The organism is Faecalibacter rhinopitheci, from assembly GCF_015234135.1.
GTDB classification, from domain to species: Bacteria; Bacteroidota; Bacteroidia; order Flavobacteriales; family Weeksellaceae; genus Empedobacter; species Empedobacter rhinopitheci.
The window spans coordinates 98686-118263 of record NZ_JADGIK010000007.1 but is presented as its reverse complement, the minus strand read 5'-3'; the positions used below and the strand labels follow the sequence as shown (position 1 = coordinate 118263).

The following is a 19578-nucleotide window of genomic DNA, read 5'->3' as shown; positions in this document are numbered from 1 at the left end:
TATGGAGTATAATTTTAATACAAAATCGATTTCATTTATTGATAAGAAATCGAATAATTTAATCAACTTTCAACAATTAACAAAGTTATTTAATGATTATAATGATGATTATTTAAATGATATTTTAAACAGGTTCAATCCTGATGGACTAGATTTTAATATTAATATTGGAAATGTAGATATAGCATTTGATGCAGTGAATAAGGTGTTATCAAAATATGAATTTATTAATCATTTATGTAATGGAGAAAATTTAAAAACATTTATTCTTGAAGAAGAGAATGAAGATTTAAAAGGTAAAGCTAAAGATTTTTATTTTCAATTCAATGATCATGAAGAAGCTCCAATTAATGCAAAAGCTATATATAATTCGAAGGATCAATTTTATGATGTGATAAAATTAGCTAACCATATCAATTATCTCAGAAAAAATGGAATGAATAAAGAATTGCAAGAAATCAATGCAATTTGGCTTACAAAATCAAAATTATTTAAAGAAAGAAAATTTAAATTATTAAAATCTAAAAATAGTTTATGGTTTTTAAGAGCAGTGAATTCTTCTAAATTTAAAGAGTATGGCACAGCATTTACTTTTGTTTATACTATTTTACTATTGAATGAATATGAAAATAACAACAAAGGTAATAATTTTAAAATAGAATCATTGGATCTTAATGAATCTAAAATTTCAATGGTGATTTCACAAGGAGCAATGAAAAAATTGGGTGAAATCGGGTTTTTAAAATCTTCTATAGAGATGACAAATAACGATTTAGGAAAGGAATCTTTTGTATTTACTCAAAAAATAACTTTGTACTCTAAAGACGATAGTAATATTAATTTTCCATTGAATTTTAAAAAGCAAAATGCTAAAACTGTTGCAATAAGAGTATCACACCAAACAGGTATTAAAACACTAGATGAAAAATTCAGTACTTTATTTAATGAATTTACTTCTATTGATGAGTTTGAAAAAGAGTATTTAGAATTCTTGAAGACAAAAGATCCAAAAGGTCTTTTTAGTGCTATTATTCAAAAAATTTCTAATAGTCCAACCTTAAGAAGTTGTAATGAGATTAAAGATTTATTTTTACCCAAAACTAATCTAATTGTTGATAATTTAAGTAAATTAATTAATATCTGTGGTAAGGCAGATCAATTGGATATTGATTATGACTTGAAATATAAAGTTAGAGAAATTATTTCAGAAGTATTAATAATAAAATAGAATATGAACCCACCTATTTGGTGGGTTTTAGTTTATATTATATCAAATTCTCAAAGGCTTCATCGATTTCATGGTCTTTAAAATCTTCTAAGTAGGATTCTGTTGTTTTAATTGATTGGTGACCGAGAGCTTGTTTAATTTTAGAAACATGAACACCATTTTTTAATGAAATTGTAGCAAAAGTATGGCGAGCTGTATAGAAATTGATATTAGTATCAATATTCAAAATTTCAAAAATTTGTTTTAGTTGTTTGTTATAATAACTTCTAACATTATGTTTTCTACCAGCTAATTCCTCTTCATCATATTCAAGAATATTTTTCTTTAAAATTGGAAAAATATAATTTGTAGGATAGGGGCGATACTCTTTGTAGAAATTTAATATTTCATTTGTGATTTCGTTTTCAGGTATTTTTACTCGAATGTTAATTCCTGTTTTATTTCTTTTGTAAGAAAATTTACTATGTTCAATATCATCCCATCTTAATTCAGCTAAATCAGTAAAATTCATACCTCTTGCAAAAAAACTAAATAAGTATAAATACCTCGCATTAGTAGCTGATGGAATTTGCTTTATATCAAAATCAATAAGTTTATGTAATTGTTCCTTAGTTAGTGCTTTTTTAATTTTTTGAGATTTTAAAGATGATATTTTATAATCTCGGAATGGATATAATTCTTGTTTTGCGACCTTAGATTTTATAGCAATGTTGTATGTTGAACGTATGTTTCTCATATATACACCAATACCGCCATCTTCACAACCAGTTTTTCTTAAAAAAGTTTCATAATTCAATAAGAAGCTATAATCAATATCATCGAATGAATATTTATCAATATTACTTTTAAATTTCTTTAAAGATTTCAGCGTATCATTATGCGAATCACTATAACTAATTTGTTTTGCTTCATAAAGTTGTTTAATTCTCAATTCTAAGAATTCTACAAAGTTGTTAGTCAAGTTAGAGTTTTGACAATACAGATTATCAAATTCTATTAAAGTAAATGATTTCTTATTTTCTAATAATTCATTTAAGATTAAAGAAGCATCATCTTTAATTTGATTTAAAATTCTATTCGATTGAAGATAGTTTTTATTCTTTGAGTTGAATTCTCCTTTGGCATCATTCCATTCTCTCAAATCACAACTATAGGGTGTTTTATAAAATTTTGATTTGCGATCAATAGTTACTCTTAAATAAATAGGAAACTTACCATCAGCTAAAGCGTTCTTTTTGCAAACAATTTTAATACTTGATTTCATACGTTAAATTTTATCGGTACAACATTAGTACAACAAATTGCACTACATAGGTTATTATTATGAAATCTAATATAATAATCAAATTAATTAACTGACTGATTATCAATATTTATGAATTTAAATGAAATGAATTGAAACATTTACAATGCCCACTCATAATCAGAAAGTCCTTGGTTCGAGCCCAAGTGGGACCACTGAAAACCCCGATAAACGTACTGTTTATCGGGGTTGTTTTTTTATAGGGGGTTGATAAGGGGGTAAATTTATTTTAATTAGCTATATTTCTAATAGATTGTAAACTTTTATTTGTTTCTGTAATTAACCAATCATCCCAACCATTCATATTTCCACCAGTTGCAAAATTTATCGAACCTGATGCTGACATAAACTCGACATCTTCATTTAAAATGTAATAATCTTCCTTAAATGTGGCTTTTTTCTTTAATTCTGTTTTTCTTTTCTTTGCTTGTTCTTTACCATAACTTGCTACTGTATCTAAAGCAAGTTTACTTCCTTTCTTTAGAGTGAATTTACCCTCTTGCTGATTATATGTCCCTATTATATCTGTATTACGTTTCTTGGTATATATTTTAAATAAGTGATTTTTTATAGGTTCATCTTTTACAACTTCATCATTTTGTGTAATAGGTTGAACATCCTTAACACTATTTTTTGTAATTAAACTTTTCCTATAAACATCAATTTCTTTAACTATGTTGAATAATTTTCTAAAATGATTAAAATCTTCTTTTTTAAAAGTTGATGATTGATTTGCCAAAATATTCTTAGCATCGTTTAAAACATCTTCGGAATATTCTTTTATAGATTTATTACTAGTCTTACCAAATGTATTAGAAACAGCCTCTTGAAAAGCATTTTCCCATAAAGAATATTCATACATCATTTCTATAGAACAATCACATCTTTTATCTTCAATCTCTGGTAATGTAGAAACGAAATAGTTCGAATTAGGCTTATCGCTTTCTAATATTTTATAATACGATTTTCCATCAATTTTAGAATAATTTTTTGGATTTTTGAAATCATTTAAAATTTTATTTTCTCTATCAAATAAACCAATATACAGTTTAGAATTATCAAATTCACTTTCATATAATCCTCTTAAAAAAGGTTGAATATTAGTTTCAGTATTTAACTTGAATATTTCAAAATCCAAATTTTGATATTCATCTTTTAAAGCCGAATAAGCGTTGTTAATATGTTCTTTATCGTGTTTACCTTCGACTAAAAGAATAATTGGTTTACGCGAAGCAATGAATGCATTTTGTTGAAACTTATTCCAAAAATCACCTGAAACATTTTCTAAGATTTCTTGTTTTTTCTGCGGAACCAATTTACCTTGGTTTAGCATATACAAAGCATCCTCTTCTAGCGTATCTGTCAAGGTTGGTGAATGAGTTGTTAAAACTACTTGGCGATTATCTATATACCGTTCGAAAACTTTTTTGATTTGAATCTTGTTGTTCAAATGAATATGAGCATCTGGTTCATCCAATATAAATAAACTATCTTCTGCTCCCGCAAATTCTAAAGCAGCTTTTATTAAAAGCATTTTCTTTTCACCTTCACTGAAATGTTCAATATCTAAATGGTCGTCATTGTATTTTATAACAATATCTTCTACCATTTTCTTTTTATCAGGTGTAAAAGCTATATATAAGTACTTATAAGCATCTGCAATGGTATAGCCTTTTTCATCAAAAATATCATTTAGTTCCTCTAATGTATATTCATCTTTACCATCTAGTGTTTGAATAAATTGTTTTACGTTACTATCTGCATAATTTTTATAATTATCCTTGTTGAAAGTAAATTTTACAGTATGTACTGTTTGTATATTAAGGATATCCAAACAGAAAGTATCCTTTTCATCATATTTTATTTGTAACAATAAACACAATAAAGAAATATGCCAATAAAATTTATTGATGTACAGCATTTTAGGAAAATCATTGTAAATTCCAATTCCTGTAGATTTACCACTTGTAATATTACTCACATAATCTAAATAAATTGGCTTATACCAATTATTCCAAAGTCGATTTTCTTCCCCGCTGTAGATAGCAACTATTTGTTTTGGAAGTTTGTCATATACATCTGAAACTACAATATCATTTACATAGTATTTAATTGTAGTTTTTTGTTTTGTGATCGTGATAGTGTTTGTAGATCCACTATTAACATAAGAGATTGAAAAACTAAACGGTATATCTTTATCCTTTTTTGTGTATAAATTTTTGAAAATAAAAGAAAGCGATTCAAGTAGATTACTTTTACCACTCCCATTATTTCCAATGAATGCCATAATTCCAGATTTATTATCTTTTAAATCGATATTTAGGTTTTTGTATTCTTTATCTTTTATCTCAAGATGAGTAATTTTCATTTTGTATTCAGTATATCTTAATTTATATTAGTATGTTTTATTTGTAGTGTAGAAAAAGTATTATCCTAAATGATTATTATTTGTTGTTGCTTTTCAATTGGTGTCATTAAGGTATTTTTATAGAATAAAGTTTGTCAATTATTTTTTTAAATCCCTTGAAATCTTCAAGTTTAAATTTCTCAAAATTATTTTCTATATAGCTTTTTGGGTCTTGAAATCCTTTTAAATCTTTAAATTGTTTAGCTTTACTCACTTTATTAGAGTAATATTTTTTGTAGGTATCTAAAGAAAAATAGTCTTCTAATAAAAAGTCTTTATGAAACTTTGAATTACTAGTTTTGGGATAGACAAAAGCAAATAAATTTGTTTTACCTGTTTTATCTATTTTTTTAACAATTTCATTTACAGTTTTTCGACCAGGATCATCATCGTCACAAATTATAAATAATTTCTGATTTGAATTTATTGATCTATATATTTTATTATAAATCTGAATAGTATTATCAGCTCCACCTCCATTGATAAAATCAAAACTTAAAACCTTATATTTATTATCTATTGACTTAAAATAACGCAATGCTCTAGTAAGATATTTTTCGTCATATTTACCCTCAACTAATATAATATCGTTTTTAGAAGAAACAGCAATTACGCCATCCATTAAAGAAAACTCATTGCCTGAAATATTTTTAATATCACTAAATTTTGTTGCATTTGTCACAGTTAAACCTGATCCTTTATCATTTAATATAAAAGTACTTTCATCAGGAAAACTATTTAATAAGCTTGGTGAATGAGAAGTTAATATTGAACAAAACTCTGCTTCCTGCAAATAAGTTTTTAACTCTTTCTTCTTAACGATATGTAAATGAGAATCTGGTTCATCTAATAAAATTATAGAATTATTATTCGCTAATACATTCAGGATGCATTTGATTAAAATTAATCTTTTTTCACCTTCGCTCAGTTGTTTTAGACCTAAATGATTGTTCTTTATTTCTATCTTATGAAAAAGCTTTTTCCCCTCTTTCATTCCTATGGCAAACAGTAAAAAGAATAATTTTCGACAGTTCTTTTTATTATCTCCAACCTGTAAAACTACAATATCTCTAATCTCATTAAGGTGTAAAGAACTTCTTTTTTCTTCTTGACGAGATTTTATTGTTCGAATTAGTGTAAGAGCCTCGTTATATGCTTCTTCACCGACATCAATATTTTTTACGTACCAATCAACTCTACGATCATAATTATTTGGAAAATCAAAATGTATAGAAATATCAGTTAATTCATTAACTTTTAAAATCTCCTTAATATAATCACTAGAGTCATCGTGACAAATAAGTGTTAATAGCGCAATTTGCCAGCTATATTTATTAACATATACTAACTTCTGCTTTTCACGATATGAACCTCTCGCTAGTTTATTAAAATAACCAAAATAGAATTTCGAATAGATTTCTTCCCACATTCGCTGCTCATCTCCACTATAACAAGCAAATATTTCGGATGGTAAATAATCTCTTTTTGATCTTTTTATTTCCTTATTTTTTATAATACCATCTTGTTTGAGTAGAGTATAAATCCCATTTTCTATTTGAATTTCTTTATTATCTATTGTGTAAATAATTTTGTATAAAAAATTATAATTTGGGTGAAACTCCTCAATAGTTTTGTTTTGATAAAGACTTCCAAATATCAAACTTATTGCTTCTAAAACATTACTTTTTCCTGATCCATTTAAACCAATCAAGGCAATATAATTTTCAGCATTAGTAAAATCAAAAATAGTTTTTTTCTTAATATTCTTATATCCTTTTATCTCTAGATGAGTAATTTTCATAATAATATTTTTGGCTAGTTTATTTTATTGAAAAATTGCGTTTTCAAATTCTTCGTTTGCTTGTAGTTTTAATAATTCAGCTTTGTTAAATATATTTCTTTTATCATACTTCAATTTTTGAATATTCTCAATAATCGATTTTTGGATTTCTAATGGAGGTAAAGGAATTATTATTTCTTTTAATTTACCTTGCGATAAGCTTGGCATAATTGTTCCAGTATATTTTTCTTTATATTGATTTTGAATAAAATTTGATAGATTTATTTCTGCGATATAATTACCTAAAACTTTCGATTTATCTATTTTTATAATAAATACTTCCGAAGATGCAATAAAAATTCCTATGTCTTTATAATAAGAATTACCAACTGTACCTTTTCTTGTAATAAGAAGATAATCGTCTTTCAATAAATCCTTCTCATTATATTTATTAACATACCTAATGTCTGCATCGGATATACAATTTTCTTTAATATCAGAGACCTTCAAAAATCTTATTCCTTCATTAGAATAAAACCTTGAAGAAACACCATTGTTAACACTAACAAATAAATCATTATACTTTACAAGTGGATATTTTGAAACTAACTTTTGTTGATAACCTAAAATAAATTCTGTATCCCATCTTTCTAATTGAGTAAAATTAACAAGATTAAGCCCTTTCTTTTTTTTATTTATTTTATCACCACTACTTATTCCCAACTCCGTAAACAAAAACTTCTCTATTTCTTGGTCTATATTCTTAGCTTGCTCTTCTAATTGATTCGATTCATTTATTTTAGCAAAATATGCATCTACAATTTCTTGTTGTTCTTGGAGGCTCGGTAAGGGAATTTTAAATTTTAAAAAAACTTCTATTTCAATCCTTTGTCTATTAGTTGTTCCACTACTACAAGATTTTGCTAAATCGATAAATACATTAGTTGAAGTAAGTAAGAAGAAGAAACTTGGATTAATAATATTTGTATCAATATTAAACAAAGGAAAATCATTAGTTACTATTGCTCCATCTAGAAAATCAGGAACAATTCCAAAAGCACCATTTCTTGCATCAATTTTAGACAAAATAAATTGCCCTTTAGATGCAATATATTGACGTTTTACACCTATTTCACTTCCCTTTATATCATCTCTTAAAAAAACTCCTTTGGAGTATAATTTTATCGTGACGCGTTTATAACTTGAAGTATTCTCTATATTAATTATATTCTTACTACGTTTTAATATTTTAGAAATTGGTATTAACTCAAATTTATTTTTAAAACTATTTTTTTGCTCTTTTAAAAAAGCTACACTCCAATAATTCAGATTCACTAAATTTGTAAATTCTAATAAACTATTTCCCATTTTCATTAGTTATAAAAGATTTCAGATTCAGCTGTTACATTACTTTCTGCTAAAGGAATACGATATATTTGGTTTTCAATTACTTCATATTTAATATCTTTAAATAAAGTATTCCACAATTTATTTTCTGAGCGGTATTGCTTAAATTCTTCTGCTAAAGGTTCTAAATCGTTTTCAATTTTAGCACCAGTTGTACTGATACCCGCTTTTTCTACTTCGGCAATCGGAATTTGATAATTGAATTTTTCTTTTACTAAAGCTTTTATTTCTGTTTCTATTTTTGTTTCAATAGACTTTTGTTCAGCTTTTAGAGTTTTCTTCTCTTCTACAGACAATGTTTCCTTACCTTTTTTAGCTAAATCCTCTTTAATTTTTTTTAAACGTATTTCATAGGTTGTATTTATCGTTTTTGTTACTTCTTTTACAATTTTATCATATTCTTTTCGCTCCTCTTCGGTAAACTTTTTAAAGAATAATAAGCTTGGTTTTACCGTCGCACCACTCGCAATAAATACATCTTGTGGAATAGAGGTAATTAAAATAATCTTGGCTTTGCTTACTACAAAATCTCTTACCTTATTTATATTTGAATTATTTAAAATTCCTTCAGGTAATACAATTCCCATACGTCCGCCTGGTTTCAATAAATTTAAATTACGCTCGATGAATAACACCTCAGTCAGCGTACTCATTTTACCAGTTTCGTACAAGTTTAAAAGTGGTTTACCGATATTATCGTTTACTTGTTTTAAAGCTTCATCGTACGCTGTCCCGTAGTCTTTCCTATATTTTTTAATTCGCTCTTCGTCTGTATATTTATCAGCTTCACTTATTTTTAATGTTTTTTCTACACGTGCTCCAAACGGTGGATTGGTTAAGATGACATCAAAACGATTTTCGAAGATTCCATTTACATTCAATAGACCATCGTTATGGTGTACACCACCGTGCCCATCACCATGCATAATCATATTCATTTTCGCTGTACGGCTCATACGAGGATTGGCATCTGTTCCATAAATACTGTATCGACTAAGTTTATACATTCTTCCTTTGGAATTATATATATCGAGTTCTGCGTTTAGCTTTGTAAAGAAATTATTTACCTGATCGTCTACTTTGGCTTTTTCTTTTTCAGAAAGTTTGTCGTATGCTTCTGTATAATATTGTGCCTTGATTTTGTCTTTTGCTACTTGAATTTCATCTTCAATTTTTGCACGTACGTATTCGAAGGCTTTAATTAAAAAACCTCCCGAACCACAACACGGATCGCAAATGGTTTCACCTTCTTGCGGATCTAATACATCTACCATAAAATCTACTACAGTACGCGGTGTAAAGAATTGACCTAATTCTCCTCTAAACGTACGCCCTAAGAATTGTTCGAACGCTATCCCTTTTACGTCATCTGATGTGGTAGAAAGGTTGTAAATCTGTAATTCTTTTACAATAGCTTCGAAACTGTTTTCACGGATTCTTAGAATTTCAGTAGGCTCGAATAAATCATCGTCTTTGAAATCTTCTTTGGTTTGATCGAATAAGAATTGATAAAAATCTTTCCCATCTTTTGGCTTGTATTTTTCGTAACTCGCTTTATCTGCTTTAAAGGCTTCTTCTGAAAATATCTGATGCTCAGAGTTAGCTCTTTCGTATCTAATCTTAATAAATAAAATTTTAGAAATTTCATCAAAAGCAGCTTCTGGAGAAAGTTTGTCGTTGTTACGAATGATGTTATGACATTTGAATAAAGTTTTACTAAAATCTTCTCTTAAAAAGTCATTAGTTTTTTGCAATAATTTTTTAATTTTTGGTTCACTTTGAGCTTCTTCATTATTTGGAATATCTAATATCTCTTCTGTGTTTAAGGAGTTTGTTTTGAATGTTTTAGAGAATATTTTAGTTTGTTTTGAGTTAGTTGCAACAAAAAAATCAGCTCCTATGTTTTTAGATAAATTAATACCTTTAAAATAATCTTCTTTTCTAATTATTATGCTATCGGATTTACACTCAATAACTATTAAAGGTTTTTTATTATTTAATTTTTCAATTTTGTTACTCCAAACAATAATGTCATATTTGATAGAATCTAAATTTCCTAAATTAATTTTTTTTGAATAGTCTTGTTCCATTTGATCAAGGCTATATCCATACGAATTAACTAACCTTACAATATAATTTTGCCTTACTTCCTCTTCTGGTTTTAACACTAGCCACTTATCTTTTAAAGGAGCATAAATTTTATTATTCTTAATTTGAACTTCCATTTTTATATTGTCGAGTTTAATAATTCTTTAATATCTATTTTTAATAGTATGGCAATCTGCGCCATAGTCTCTATTGATGGCTGTACTTCATTCGTACACCATCTAGAAACAGTAACTTCGCTTTTGCCTAGTTTTTCAGCTAACCATTTATTGGTTTTACTGTTCTCAACAAGTATTATTTTTAATCGATTGATTTTCATTATATGTTATTAGATTAACATTTGATGTTAAATATATTAATATAGGTAGTATAAAAAAAGAGAATTTGCAAGAAATATTTCAAATTAAAATATGGAATTGATTTTCTATCTTTACATCATTAAAATAGTAATTACGTACGCGTAAGCTATCGTCAATTGGTGACAGAAAACCGCGAATTTTCAAAACAACCAAATTTTCGATGGGCTTACGCCCATGTCTATATATGGCGTGGGCTAAGTCTTTCTGGTTGTTGGGTTCTTCGCGGTACCTCTGTCACGAAATGTATTTAGTTCCACGCTACTTTATTTCTAAAAACAATCTAGACATGGAGAATCAATTAACACTGCAAGAGAAAAAAAGTATTATTTCTCAATTTTTAAATATTTCTTTTTTTGGAAATATTAATCCACCAGAATTTATACGATTAAATGAAGTTGAAGTAAAAGAATTTTCAGATTCTTTTAAATCAGGAATTCTTAATAGAACAGAAGATTTTAAACCATTTATTATAAGTTCAATTTCAGCATATATTTCAAATTTGGATGAAACTGAAAGAAGCAAATTGTATTTGATGATGATATCTACTGGAAATTTTACAGCAGATGCTTTTTTATTCAATGAAAATGATGCTAGTATCGAAGAAATACATATTGGTATTCTTGAAGCAATTGAGAAAAATCAAAATAACTTATTTGTTAATCTATTTTTTTCTCGAATTCTAACTATAAAAGGAGGGATAATAGCTCATAAAAAGCATTATGCAACGAAAGAATGGTATGATTCAGCGATAGAAAATCAGTTGAATGACTATAATGAATTATGTTTTACTAATTAAATATTTGACCAAATGAAAGCAAGATTTATACTATTCATCTTATTCTATACGCTTTTAAACTCGTTCATCTTTGCTCAACAAAAATGTCCTGATCTAGAGAATGAAATTAAAATTCAAAAAGCTAAAAATGAAGAACTCTTGAAAGAGAATCATTATTACAAAGAAACGTTGAATTTAATGAAACCAATACAATCAGTGAAAGTAGATGGTTTTCAATTAGATATAACAAGTATTATAGGTTCTAAAGCTGATAAAACAGTTACGGTAACTTTTATGTACAAAAATATAGAAACTCAAACACGAAGTTTTTTTCAATGTGAACAAGCTTATTTTATAGATCCACAAGGAAACCAAGTGCAAACTTATGAAGTCTTTGTTTCGTTTAATAATGGAATTCGAGCCGAAAATATCAAAACTAACATCCCAACTAAAGCAACCATCACATTCAAAACAACCGAAACAACTTACCCAATCATACGACAGTTAAAAATAATCGTTTATCCAAAAGAAGTAATGTCGAAGCAAATTGAGGCAATTTTTGAGAACCTTGATGTTGTTTGGAAATAAAAAATGGATCAGATTTGATCCATTTTTTTTCTACAATTCCATTACATATTTATAAGCAAGATCGTTAGCTTTATTCTTTAAAATAATTAATTCACGAAGTAAATTATTAAATTCTTTTAGAGTATTTTCATCAATTTTTTGATTTGTATTTACATATTTTGCTACTTGATTTATGTTTGTAGAAACTTTAGAATAATCAAAATTTTCTTGATTTAATAAATTCATAATTTTACGATGTTTTGTTTTATCCCTTAACTTTAAAACATCAGTTAATATTAAATCAGTTAATGAAAGTTCTCTTTCACTTGCTATTTTAAGAAATTCATTTTTTTCTTTTTCTGACACCCTAATTTGTATAAATTTATCTCTCATTTTTTATAAAATTTTATTAAAATTCATGATTGAGTTCCGAAATTATGTACTCTTTTTTTTGTTAAAAAAGCAAGTTTGTGATTTGACGTAGTGACAAATCCACATCTTGCATCTAATTTGAAATTTAACATTATTTTAAGAATTGTTTACTTGAAAATTTTTTACAAAAAAAAGCAAGTTCGTGATTTGTCGTAGTGACAAATCCATATCTTGCATGTAAATTCATTTTTAACATTAATTTAAGAAATTGCTTTAATTAAAAAATCATTCAAATCTTTGAAGTTTTTATAAAAAAAAGAATCATCTTTTACTTTATTTTTTAATTCAGTTTCTAAAAAAAATGTAGCAGATTTTCCTGAGTCATCATGATCTAAATAGGATTCAATTTTTTCATATTGATTAATCAATTCTAAATTTTTTCTGAGCAAAGCAATTGAGTTTAAAATCAAAAAATCATTTTTAAATTCTTCAGTAGGAAATAAAAAAAGGTAACTAATAAAATCACTCCAACTTTCAAAAAGTTTTAATTGATTTTGATTATTTTTTATCAAAGTAATATTTTTTATAACCAAACACATTTTGACATATTTATTTCGAATTTCAAAACCATTTTGATTATTTGGAAATGCAATAGCATAATATTTTTTATCATTTAACTTATAATGAATTTCTTTACAATATCGATTTACAATTTCTAAAGGGAGTTTTCTCTCATCTAAATATTGAATTAAAGGTAATGAAGTGATTTTTTTCAATTCTAAGACACTATAATTATTTTTTGGAGTATATATATCATTTGAAACTTTTTGCTGTTGAAAAGAAAAAGAATTTTCGTTGAAGTATTTTAAAACTCCTTTTACATCTGTTTTCAAATAATGAATAAAAAAATCAACGTTTTTTCCACCTAATCCGTTTCCGTGATCGAACCAAATATCATATTTGTAAATCTTCGAAATATGAAAAGAAGGGGTTGATTCGTTTGGTCTAAAAGGAGATTTAAACCAAATCGATTTATTATTTATTTTTTTAGGTTTGAAGCCTATTTTTTGATCCAAAATTTTTACAAAATCTAGACTATTTATTTCGTTTAAATTCATATATATTCTTTTTAAGTAAGAGTTTTTACCCGTTCTACCTATTCAGTATAATCTATAAGCGGGATTGAGCTTATTTTTTCTACCTGTCCATACCTATTCAGCCTATTCACTTTTTGTACTTTTGAATAGGTAAGAATAGGTAGATATATCTTACTTATCTAAAATGAACATAGATGAATAAAGGGTTTGAATAGGTAGAACGGGTTGAATAGGTAGATTTTAAAAATTTAAAATTTTAGAGTAATAATTTGACAATTTTATTTTGTATTTTTTTGTTCTTTCATCTCCAATTCTCACATATTTATAACCGATATTGTTAAGTAGTTTACCCAATATGTTTGGGTATTTATTAATATTAACTTTTCTAAGTGCAAAACTTAAATCAGTTACAGTCATAAAATCATTTTCATCTTCACTATGATCTACAAATGCAATAATTTCTTCTTCTTCCCTTGTGAAAGCTCTGAAACTGTTATTTTTTTCATCATTGTAACTTAATTCATCTTTAGTCATAAATGGGTTAAACCCTTTTTCATTATAAGCTAGATGATAAGCTTGTGACCAAACTTTGTTAATATCTATTTTAGAATAAGAAAAGTCAATGTGATTTATTTCAAAAACTAACCATCTAACGTTACTATTATCTTTAAGTATGTGAGTTTTATTTGTAGATCCGATAAATGATGCAATACGCTCAATTCTTTCTGATTTTCTAGCATAAGGCAATCTTTCGTGGATATTTTCTTTTGAAATGAGAGCTTTTATAAATTCTAATAAACTTGTAAGAAAATTCTGCATTTCGTCTAAGTTTATAAGGAAGTTTGTAGCTAGTTTTATTACGCTGTCCTTCTCATTCGTTATGTCTTCTGAAAAATAATCCTCTAAAATAAACGGTACGAGATAACGTATAAATGAAGATTTTCCTATATTTTGGATTGAACTATAAAGTATAATAGCATTTTTGTTGATTATTTTCTTTTCACAAGCGCATAAAATAGTTCGAACTAGAAATTTTTTAAATTGCTCGTTAAAAAACTCTTGATGTTCATTCACTTCAATCTTAGAAACTAATTCTCCAATATAATCTTGTCCATCCCACTTAGGTAAAAGATTATGAAAATAGTTTTTAATTGGATCATAATGAGTAGAAAACGCTTTTAAATAGATTAATAGCTTATCAAATGATAGCTTAACATTGTTTCGTTCTAACTCAATATATAGACGTTCAATATTGAGTTCTGAGAAATTATATTCTCCTAAAGCAGAAACTTCGTAAATAAGTTTGATTTTATTAAAACGAATTTCATAATTTTTGTTCAGATAATACTCTAGCTTATCGAATACAGAATTCGACATAACATTTTCATTCATAAATGTTTCTGATTTTAAATGAAATGCCTTATATTTGTTTCGCAATATTTAAATACAATAAGGCATTTGCTTTGTTTATAATATTTGAAGTGATTATTGGGGAATAATCACTTTTTTTATGCTTTTACTAAATCTTGATTTTGGGAAGCAAGTTTGATTAATTGACTTCTAGAATAGATAATATTTCTTCCGATTTTATAAAAAGGAATTTTTCCTTTCTTTCGCCAATTAATAATTGTTTGAACAGTGGTATCAAACATTTCTGCAACTTCTGCTTGTTTTAAACGATCTTCTTTTACAGGATAATTTATTTTTTCAATAATTTTTATCGATTCTTTTTTTATTTCAGGAGCAATTACATTATCAACTCCACGATCTACAAATCTGTTACTCATTTTGTATAATTTTAATTGTTTTTAACTGATACAAATGTTGATATAATTTTTCATTTTCTATTTACACCAGTATACACTAGCCCTGTTCATCAATGTTTTGATATATTTTGTATATTTTGGAAATTTCTTTTGTTAGGGTTTTAGGTCTATTTAGAGGTCTTTTGAAATAAGATTCTATAGTACTTTTGCTTATTAATTGTGCTCCAAAATAATTAGATAATATTATTGGAAGAATATTTGTTATTCCCGTTAAATAACCAAGATCAAATTGATGAATAAAAAATGCTATAAATCTAATTTTTGATTCATCATCTTTTATGATTTTTTTTAAAATTATATTAGTATGATTTAAAGTAGAAATATCATATTCTGGTAACTCTATACAAATGTTAGTCAAAAATATTTCTCCAATATTAATATTATTATAAATTGAATCTTCACCTATTTCATTATACAAAAACTGTTTGAATTCATTTTGAAATGAAATGAAATTTGAAAAATGTGTGTTTGTATTTAGTAAATCTTTTTCAGTGTATTCTGATAAAGGATAATCAGCATTAAAATATTCTTTTTCACGTAATATTTTACATAATTCATGTTTTTCAATGAATAATTGATCGTCATTTTTTAAGAGTGAAACATCTTTATAATTTGAATGATCAAAATTTGGAATATGATTAATACCAATTTTATAAAAAATTACATCTTTACTCATTATTAGCTCTATTGCTAGAGTGTCAAAATCATATTTTTTTAATTTACTAATTACGAATTTTGTAAAAATGTTTAAAGCAACTTCCTTGTCATGAATAAAAAACAATCCAAAAGAATCTTTAATTGAAAAATTATCATTCAGCTCAGTATTTAGTTTTGCTTTGTGTTTAATTATCTTGTTGTCAATAATTTCTATAAAATCATCAAATAATGGTGGATGATATTCAAAAGAAATTGCTTTATATTTTAGACCAATTAAATAAGCTATAAAGTGAACTGTTGACAAACTTTTTTCAGTTTCTTTGATTTTTTCTAATGAATTATCAATAATATTATAGTAACCTTCAGAATCAATTAAATGGATGATTTTTTTGAAATTCTCATTTATATAAAAAGCAGGGAAAAGTTCTAATAGCTCAAAATAATCTAATTTTTCAATCATCTCTAATGATATATCATGAATATTTTGAAGATTTAGATTAAGTTTTAAAACACCCAAAATTTGATCAACGTTGTTTATTAAATTAAAAGTTCTCATTTTATATTATTCCAAATGTTCATTTCTCTTTGCTTATGTACTTCTTCTATTTTTACATAACGTCTGAATGATTTTTCATCTTTACTATTTGTGATGTTTCTTAGTACTCGTTCATTCATGCCAAGGATTAAACTGTTTGTTATGAAAGTTTTACGAGCGACATGAGAAGTGATTAATAAATATTTTTTAAACTTTTTATCAATTCGTTTTGTTCCTATGTAACGAACAATATTAACATCATCAAACCATTCTAGATCTTCACAACATTCTTGAATTTTTTTATTTAGTTTTTGTGAATAAATTTTAGGAATTGGATAATAGATAGTATCCTTATATTTATTTAAAATTTCATTTGCAAAATCATTTAATGGGACAATATGATCGTTTGTTTTAGTTTTGATTAATGATAAATTAATGTGATCTTCATATATATTTGCATTACCTAAATTGTAAACATCTGAGTGGCGTAGCCCAGTGAAGCTAGCGAAGCAAAAGAAATCTCTTGCTCTTTCCTTCGATTTATTGTCAAATTTATGATTATACAATTCCATTAATTCATCTATAGTTAAGTAAATTACTTCTACTTCATCTTCAACTCTTTTTAATCGCTTAAATTCATAACAATTATGATACTGACGATCAAAACTCCATTGCATAAAAGTTTTTATGATAGAAATTAATTTGCCATAATAGTTATTTAATGTTTCACGTTCATCAAAACAATAAAGCATAAATACCTCCTCAAATTTGGTGTTAATTGTATCAAAACGTAAAGGATATTTTGTAAAAGATTTAAAGTCATTTAAGAAATTTCGGACTGTTTTATATTTTTTTATTGTTCCTTCTGATTTAGTTGATTTTGATACATCCATAAATTCTTGAAAGGCTTCAAAAAAATCAATTGAAATTTTAGTATTATCTTCATCAAATCTCTCATTAAAAATTTGTTCAGAAAAAACAATTTCATTGTATTCAAAAAATTTAAAAATATAATCTACTTTCTCTGTGACATTGGTAATCTCCTTATTGCAAGAAATATAGTAATCGTAAAATGGACACTTTTTGCAATTATTAATCAATTGACTCTCTCTATTCCAATCAACAATAGTAGTTTTAGCATTGATATTTTTTCGAATTCTTATTTTTCCGTGTGTAACAACTAATCTAATAGGAATAAGTCCATCTTTTGTGATTTTATCCTTTCTTAATTCAAAATGATATTTCATTATAACAATTTTTAATTAGGGGGTCAGAAAGGGGGTGATTTTGAAATTAAAATGAGTTAAAAATTATTAAAACAAATTAATGTAAATACCTAACTAACTGATGTTTAGGTGGTGAAAGTACATTAAAAATTGATATAAACAAACTTAACTCCAAGTGGGACCACCTGTAAAAGCACTTTGTAAACAAGGTGCTTTTTTTATTTACTCCCCTAATACATTTAAATTCATAGTTTTATTTATATTAAAACTAACTAAATTGTAAATCGTCAGCAAAAAGTGGACATCTAAGACCTAAAATTTAAGATAGTGTTTTAAAAATCATTAACTTTAATTATGGCAAAATCCAAAACACCAACTCCAGAAAAATTTGTAAAAGAGATCCGTCAAAATACGAGACGACTATTTACATCCGAACAAAAGATTTTAATTGTAATGGAGGCCTTACGAGCAGAAACTTCAATTGCTGAACTTTGTAGAAAATATAGCATTAGTCAATCTCAATTTTATAAGTGGAATAAAGAATTTTTAGAAGCAGGTAAAAAGTGATTATCTGGTGATATTACTCGTGAAGCAACAAGCGATGATGTAAGTGAATTACGCAAAGAAAACCAGTGTTTAAAAGAGATTGTAGCCGATTTGGTTGTTCGCTATGATATCGTAAAAAAAACCTTGAACTCGTTGGATTAAAAACAAAATTCAAAAAATATATGCGATTATCAGCAAGTGAAAAACACAAAATTATCCAAATTGTAACTCGTTCAGAAATTGGAGTTAAACGTACTTTAGAGGAATTTGGAATTGCAAGGAGTACATTTTATAAATGGTATTCAAAATACTTAGCAAATGGATTTGAAGCATTAGAATCTAAACGTTACTCAACTCATCGTAAATGGAATAGTATTCCAGATTCTCAGAAGGATTTAATTGTAGAATTAGCCTTGGATTATCCTGAATTATCTGCTAGAGAACTGGCTTTTAAAATGACGGACGAATTAGGGATTTTCATCTCAGAATCGAGTGTTTATCGGATATTGAAGCAACGAAATCTAATTTCAGCACCCAATCATATTTTAATTTCAGCCGCAAATGAATTTAAAGATAAAACCAATTTTGTTCATCCAATGTAGCAGACTGATTTTACATACTTTAAAATTATTGGATGGGGATCGTATTATTTAAGCACGATTTTAGACGATTACAGCCGATATATTATTCATTGGGAATTATGTAGCTCAATGAAAGCTGAAGATGTAAAAAGAACCGTAAAAACAGCCATTGAAAAGGCTAAATTAAAAACCAAGGAAAAACCTAAATTATTATCGGATAATGGACCTTGTTATGTATCAAGTGAATTAAAAGATTATTTAGAAAATACCCAAAATATGAAGCATGTTAGAGGAAAACCGCTTCATCCACAGACACAAGGAAAGATTGAAAGATACCACAGGACAATGAAAAATGTAGTAAAATTGGATCATTACTATCATCCTGATGAGCTCGTAGAGGCCTTAAATAAGTTTGTAGAAAATTATAACAATCATAGGTATCATAAGGCTTTTAACAATCTTACGCCTTCGGATGTGTATTTTGGTCGAGCAGATAAAATTTTAGAACAAAGAGCAATTATTAAACAACAAACAATTGCAAAAAGAAGGCAATTGTATTATCAAGAAAAAATAATAAATTTATAAACCAAACACTCTCTTAATTTTTAGAAAGAGGTGTCTCATTTATTTTGACAACATACATTCATTATCTCTATCAGTTAGCTTAATATAATGATTGAGAATATCATCATACTTAATTCTTTTATTTTCTGAAATATTAATTGAGCTACAAGAATTAAATAAAAAGAATATTATTAAATACATATTTTTCCTTTTGTGGTTTTGTGAATTATACATTGTATAAA

15 protein-coding genes and 1 pseudogene are annotated in these 19578 nt (G+C 26.4%); 4 read left to right on the top strand and 12 right to left on the bottom strand.

All coding sequences use genetic code 11. The features are described 5' to 3' along the window. The first annotated feature begins 1 nt into the window (after window position 1). Window positions 2–1228, top strand: a complete 1227-nt coding sequence (locus IM532_RS11175) for a hypothetical protein (protein ID WP_194183533.1) — start codon at window positions 2–4, stop codon at window positions 1226–1228. Window positions 1229–1265: 37 nt separating this feature from the next. Here IM532_RS11175 and IM532_RS11170 read toward each other — a convergent pair whose 3' ends face one another. From IM532_RS11170 to IM532_RS11145, 6 genes are all read right to left on the bottom strand, one after another. Further along, complete coding sequence (locus tag IM532_RS11170; protein ID WP_194183532.1) at window positions 1266–2492, bottom strand: site-specific integrase; 1227 nt, start codon at window positions 2490–2492, stop codon at window positions 1266–1268. A 268-nt stretch (window positions 2493–2760) separates the two neighbouring features. After that, entirely contained in the window at window positions 2761–4899 is a 2139-nt protein-coding gene (locus IM532_RS11165) for an AAA family ATPase (RefSeq protein ID WP_194183531.1), read from the bottom strand. A 106-nt stretch (window positions 4900–5005) separates the two neighbouring features. Then, window positions 5006–6739 carry an AAA family ATPase gene (locus IM532_RS11160; protein ID WP_194183530.1) on the bottom strand — a complete coding sequence of 578 codons (1734 nt, stop codon included), beginning with the start codon at window positions 6737–6739 and terminating at the stop codon, window positions 5006–5008. Between the two features lie 24 nt (window positions 6740–6763). Then, complete coding sequence (locus tag IM532_RS13720) at window positions 6764–8092, bottom strand: restriction endonuclease subunit S (RefSeq protein WP_228063721.1); 1329 nt, start codon at window positions 8090–8092, stop codon at window positions 6764–6766. Next, a complete protein-coding gene (locus IM532_RS11150) occupies window positions 8092–10350 on the bottom strand; it encodes a restriction endonuclease subunit M (protein ID WP_194183529.1) in 2259 nt (752 codons plus the stop codon). The genes IM532_RS13720 and IM532_RS11150 overlap by 1 nt, the downstream gene beginning before the upstream one ends. A gap of 2 nt (window positions 10351–10352) precedes the next feature. Further along, the gene (locus IM532_RS11145) at window positions 10353–10550 is read right to left on the bottom strand and encodes a helix-turn-helix transcriptional regulator (RefSeq protein ID WP_194183528.1); all 198 of its coding nucleotides are present in this window, start codon (window positions 10548–10550) and stop codon (window positions 10353–10355) included. A 326-nt stretch (window positions 10551–10876) separates the two neighbouring features. Between IM532_RS11145 and IM532_RS11140 the strand changes: the two genes are divergently transcribed. Further along, a complete protein-coding gene (locus IM532_RS11140; RefSeq protein ID WP_194183527.1) occupies window positions 10877–11386 on the top strand; it encodes a hypothetical protein in 510 nt (169 codons plus the stop codon). A 12-nt stretch (window positions 11387–11398) separates the two neighbouring features. Next, window positions 11399–11953, top strand: coding sequence for a hypothetical protein (locus tag IM532_RS11135; RefSeq protein WP_194183526.1), 555 nt, complete (start codon window positions 11399–11401; stop codon window positions 11951–11953). A gap of 30 nt (window positions 11954–11983) precedes the next feature. Here IM532_RS11135 and mobC read toward each other — a convergent pair whose 3' ends face one another. The 6 genes from mobC to IM532_RS11105 all read right to left on the bottom strand — a co-directional run bounded on the left by mobC (window position 11984) and on the right by IM532_RS11105 (window position 17666). Then, entirely contained in the window at window positions 11984–12325 is a 342-nt protein-coding gene (gene mobC / locus IM532_RS11130; protein ID WP_194183525.1) for a plasmid mobilization relaxosome protein MobC, read from the bottom strand. Window positions 12326–12564: 239 nt separating this feature from the next. Continuing rightward, a complete protein-coding gene (locus tag IM532_RS11125; RefSeq protein WP_194183524.1) occupies window positions 12565–13422 on the bottom strand; it encodes a toprim domain-containing protein in 858 nt (285 codons plus the stop codon). A 219-nt stretch (window positions 13423–13641) separates the two neighbouring features. After that, complete coding sequence (locus tag IM532_RS11120) at window positions 13642–14793, bottom strand: VapE domain-containing protein (RefSeq protein WP_194183523.1); 1152 nt, start codon at window positions 14791–14793, stop codon at window positions 13642–13644. Window positions 14794–14909: 116 nt separating this feature from the next. Further along, the gene (locus IM532_RS11115; RefSeq protein ID WP_188319761.1) at window positions 14910–15188 is read right to left on the bottom strand and encodes a helix-turn-helix domain-containing protein; all 279 of its coding nucleotides are present in this window, start codon (window positions 15186–15188) and stop codon (window positions 14910–14912) included. Window positions 15189–15264: 76 nt separating this feature from the next. After that, complete coding sequence (locus tag IM532_RS11110; protein ID WP_194183522.1) at window positions 15265–16440, bottom strand: hypothetical protein; 1176 nt, start codon at window positions 16438–16440, stop codon at window positions 15265–15267. Then, the gene (locus IM532_RS11105; protein ID WP_194183521.1) at window positions 16437–17666 is read right to left on the bottom strand and encodes a phage integrase SAM-like domain-containing protein; all 1230 of its coding nucleotides are present in this window, start codon (window positions 17664–17666) and stop codon (window positions 16437–16439) included. Before IM532_RS11105 ends, IM532_RS11110 begins: the two co-directional genes overlap by 4 nt. A 333-nt stretch (window positions 17667–17999) precedes the next feature. Here IM532_RS11105 and IM532_RS11100 point away from each other — a divergent pair. Continuing rightward, window positions 18000–19357: pseudogene (locus IM532_RS11100) on the top strand (IS3 family transposase). The last annotated feature ends 221 nt before the right edge of the window (window positions 19358–19578 follow it).

Coding starts and splice junctions, on each gene's coding strand:
- IM532_RS11175 (WP_194183533.1), top strand. CDS start 2: ATGGAGTATAATTTTAATACAAAATCGATTTCATTTATTGATAAGAAA.
- IM532_RS11170 (WP_194183532.1), bottom strand. CDS start 2,492: ATGAAATCAAGTATTAAAATTGTTTGCAAAAAGAACGCTTTAGCTGAT.
- IM532_RS11165 (WP_194183531.1), bottom strand. CDS start 4,899: ATGAAAATTACTCATCTTGAGATAAAAGATAAAGAATACAAAAACCTA.
- IM532_RS11160 (WP_194183530.1), bottom strand. CDS start 6,739: ATGAAAATTACTCATCTAGAGATAAAAGGATATAAGAATATTAAGAAA.
- IM532_RS13720 (WP_228063721.1), bottom strand. CDS start 8,092: ATGAAAATGGGAAATAGTTTATTAGAATTTACAAATTTAGTGAATCTG.
- IM532_RS11150 (WP_194183529.1), bottom strand. CDS start 10,350: ATGGAAGTTCAAATTAAGAATAATAAAATTTATGCTCCTTTAAAAGAT.
- IM532_RS11145 (WP_194183528.1), bottom strand. CDS start 10,550: ATGAAAATCAATCGATTAAAAATAATACTTGTTGAGAACAGTAAAACC.
- IM532_RS11140 (WP_194183527.1), top strand. CDS start 10,877: ATGGAGAATCAATTAACACTGCAAGAGAAAAAAAGTATTATTTCTCAA.
- IM532_RS11135 (WP_194183526.1), top strand. CDS start 11,399: ATGAAAGCAAGATTTATACTATTCATCTTATTCTATACGCTTTTAAAC.
- mobC (WP_194183525.1), bottom strand. CDS start 12,325: ATGAGAGATAAATTTATACAAATTAGGGTGTCAGAAAAAGAAAAAAAT.
- IM532_RS11125 (WP_194183524.1), bottom strand. CDS start 13,422: ATGAATTTAAACGAAATAAATAGTCTAGATTTTGTAAAAATTTTGGAT.
- IM532_RS11120 (WP_194183523.1), bottom strand. CDS start 14,793: ATGAATGAAAATGTTATGTCGAATTCTGTATTCGATAAGCTAGAGTAT.
- IM532_RS11115 (WP_188319761.1), bottom strand. CDS start 15,188: ATGAGTAACAGATTTGTAGATCGTGGAGTTGATAATGTAATTGCTCCT.
- IM532_RS11110 (WP_194183522.1), bottom strand. CDS start 16,440: ATGAGAACTTTTAATTTAATAAACAACGTTGATCAAATTTTGGGTGTT.
- IM532_RS11105 (WP_194183521.1), bottom strand. CDS start 17,666: ATGAAATATCATTTTGAATTAAGAAAGGATAAAATCACAAAAGATGGA.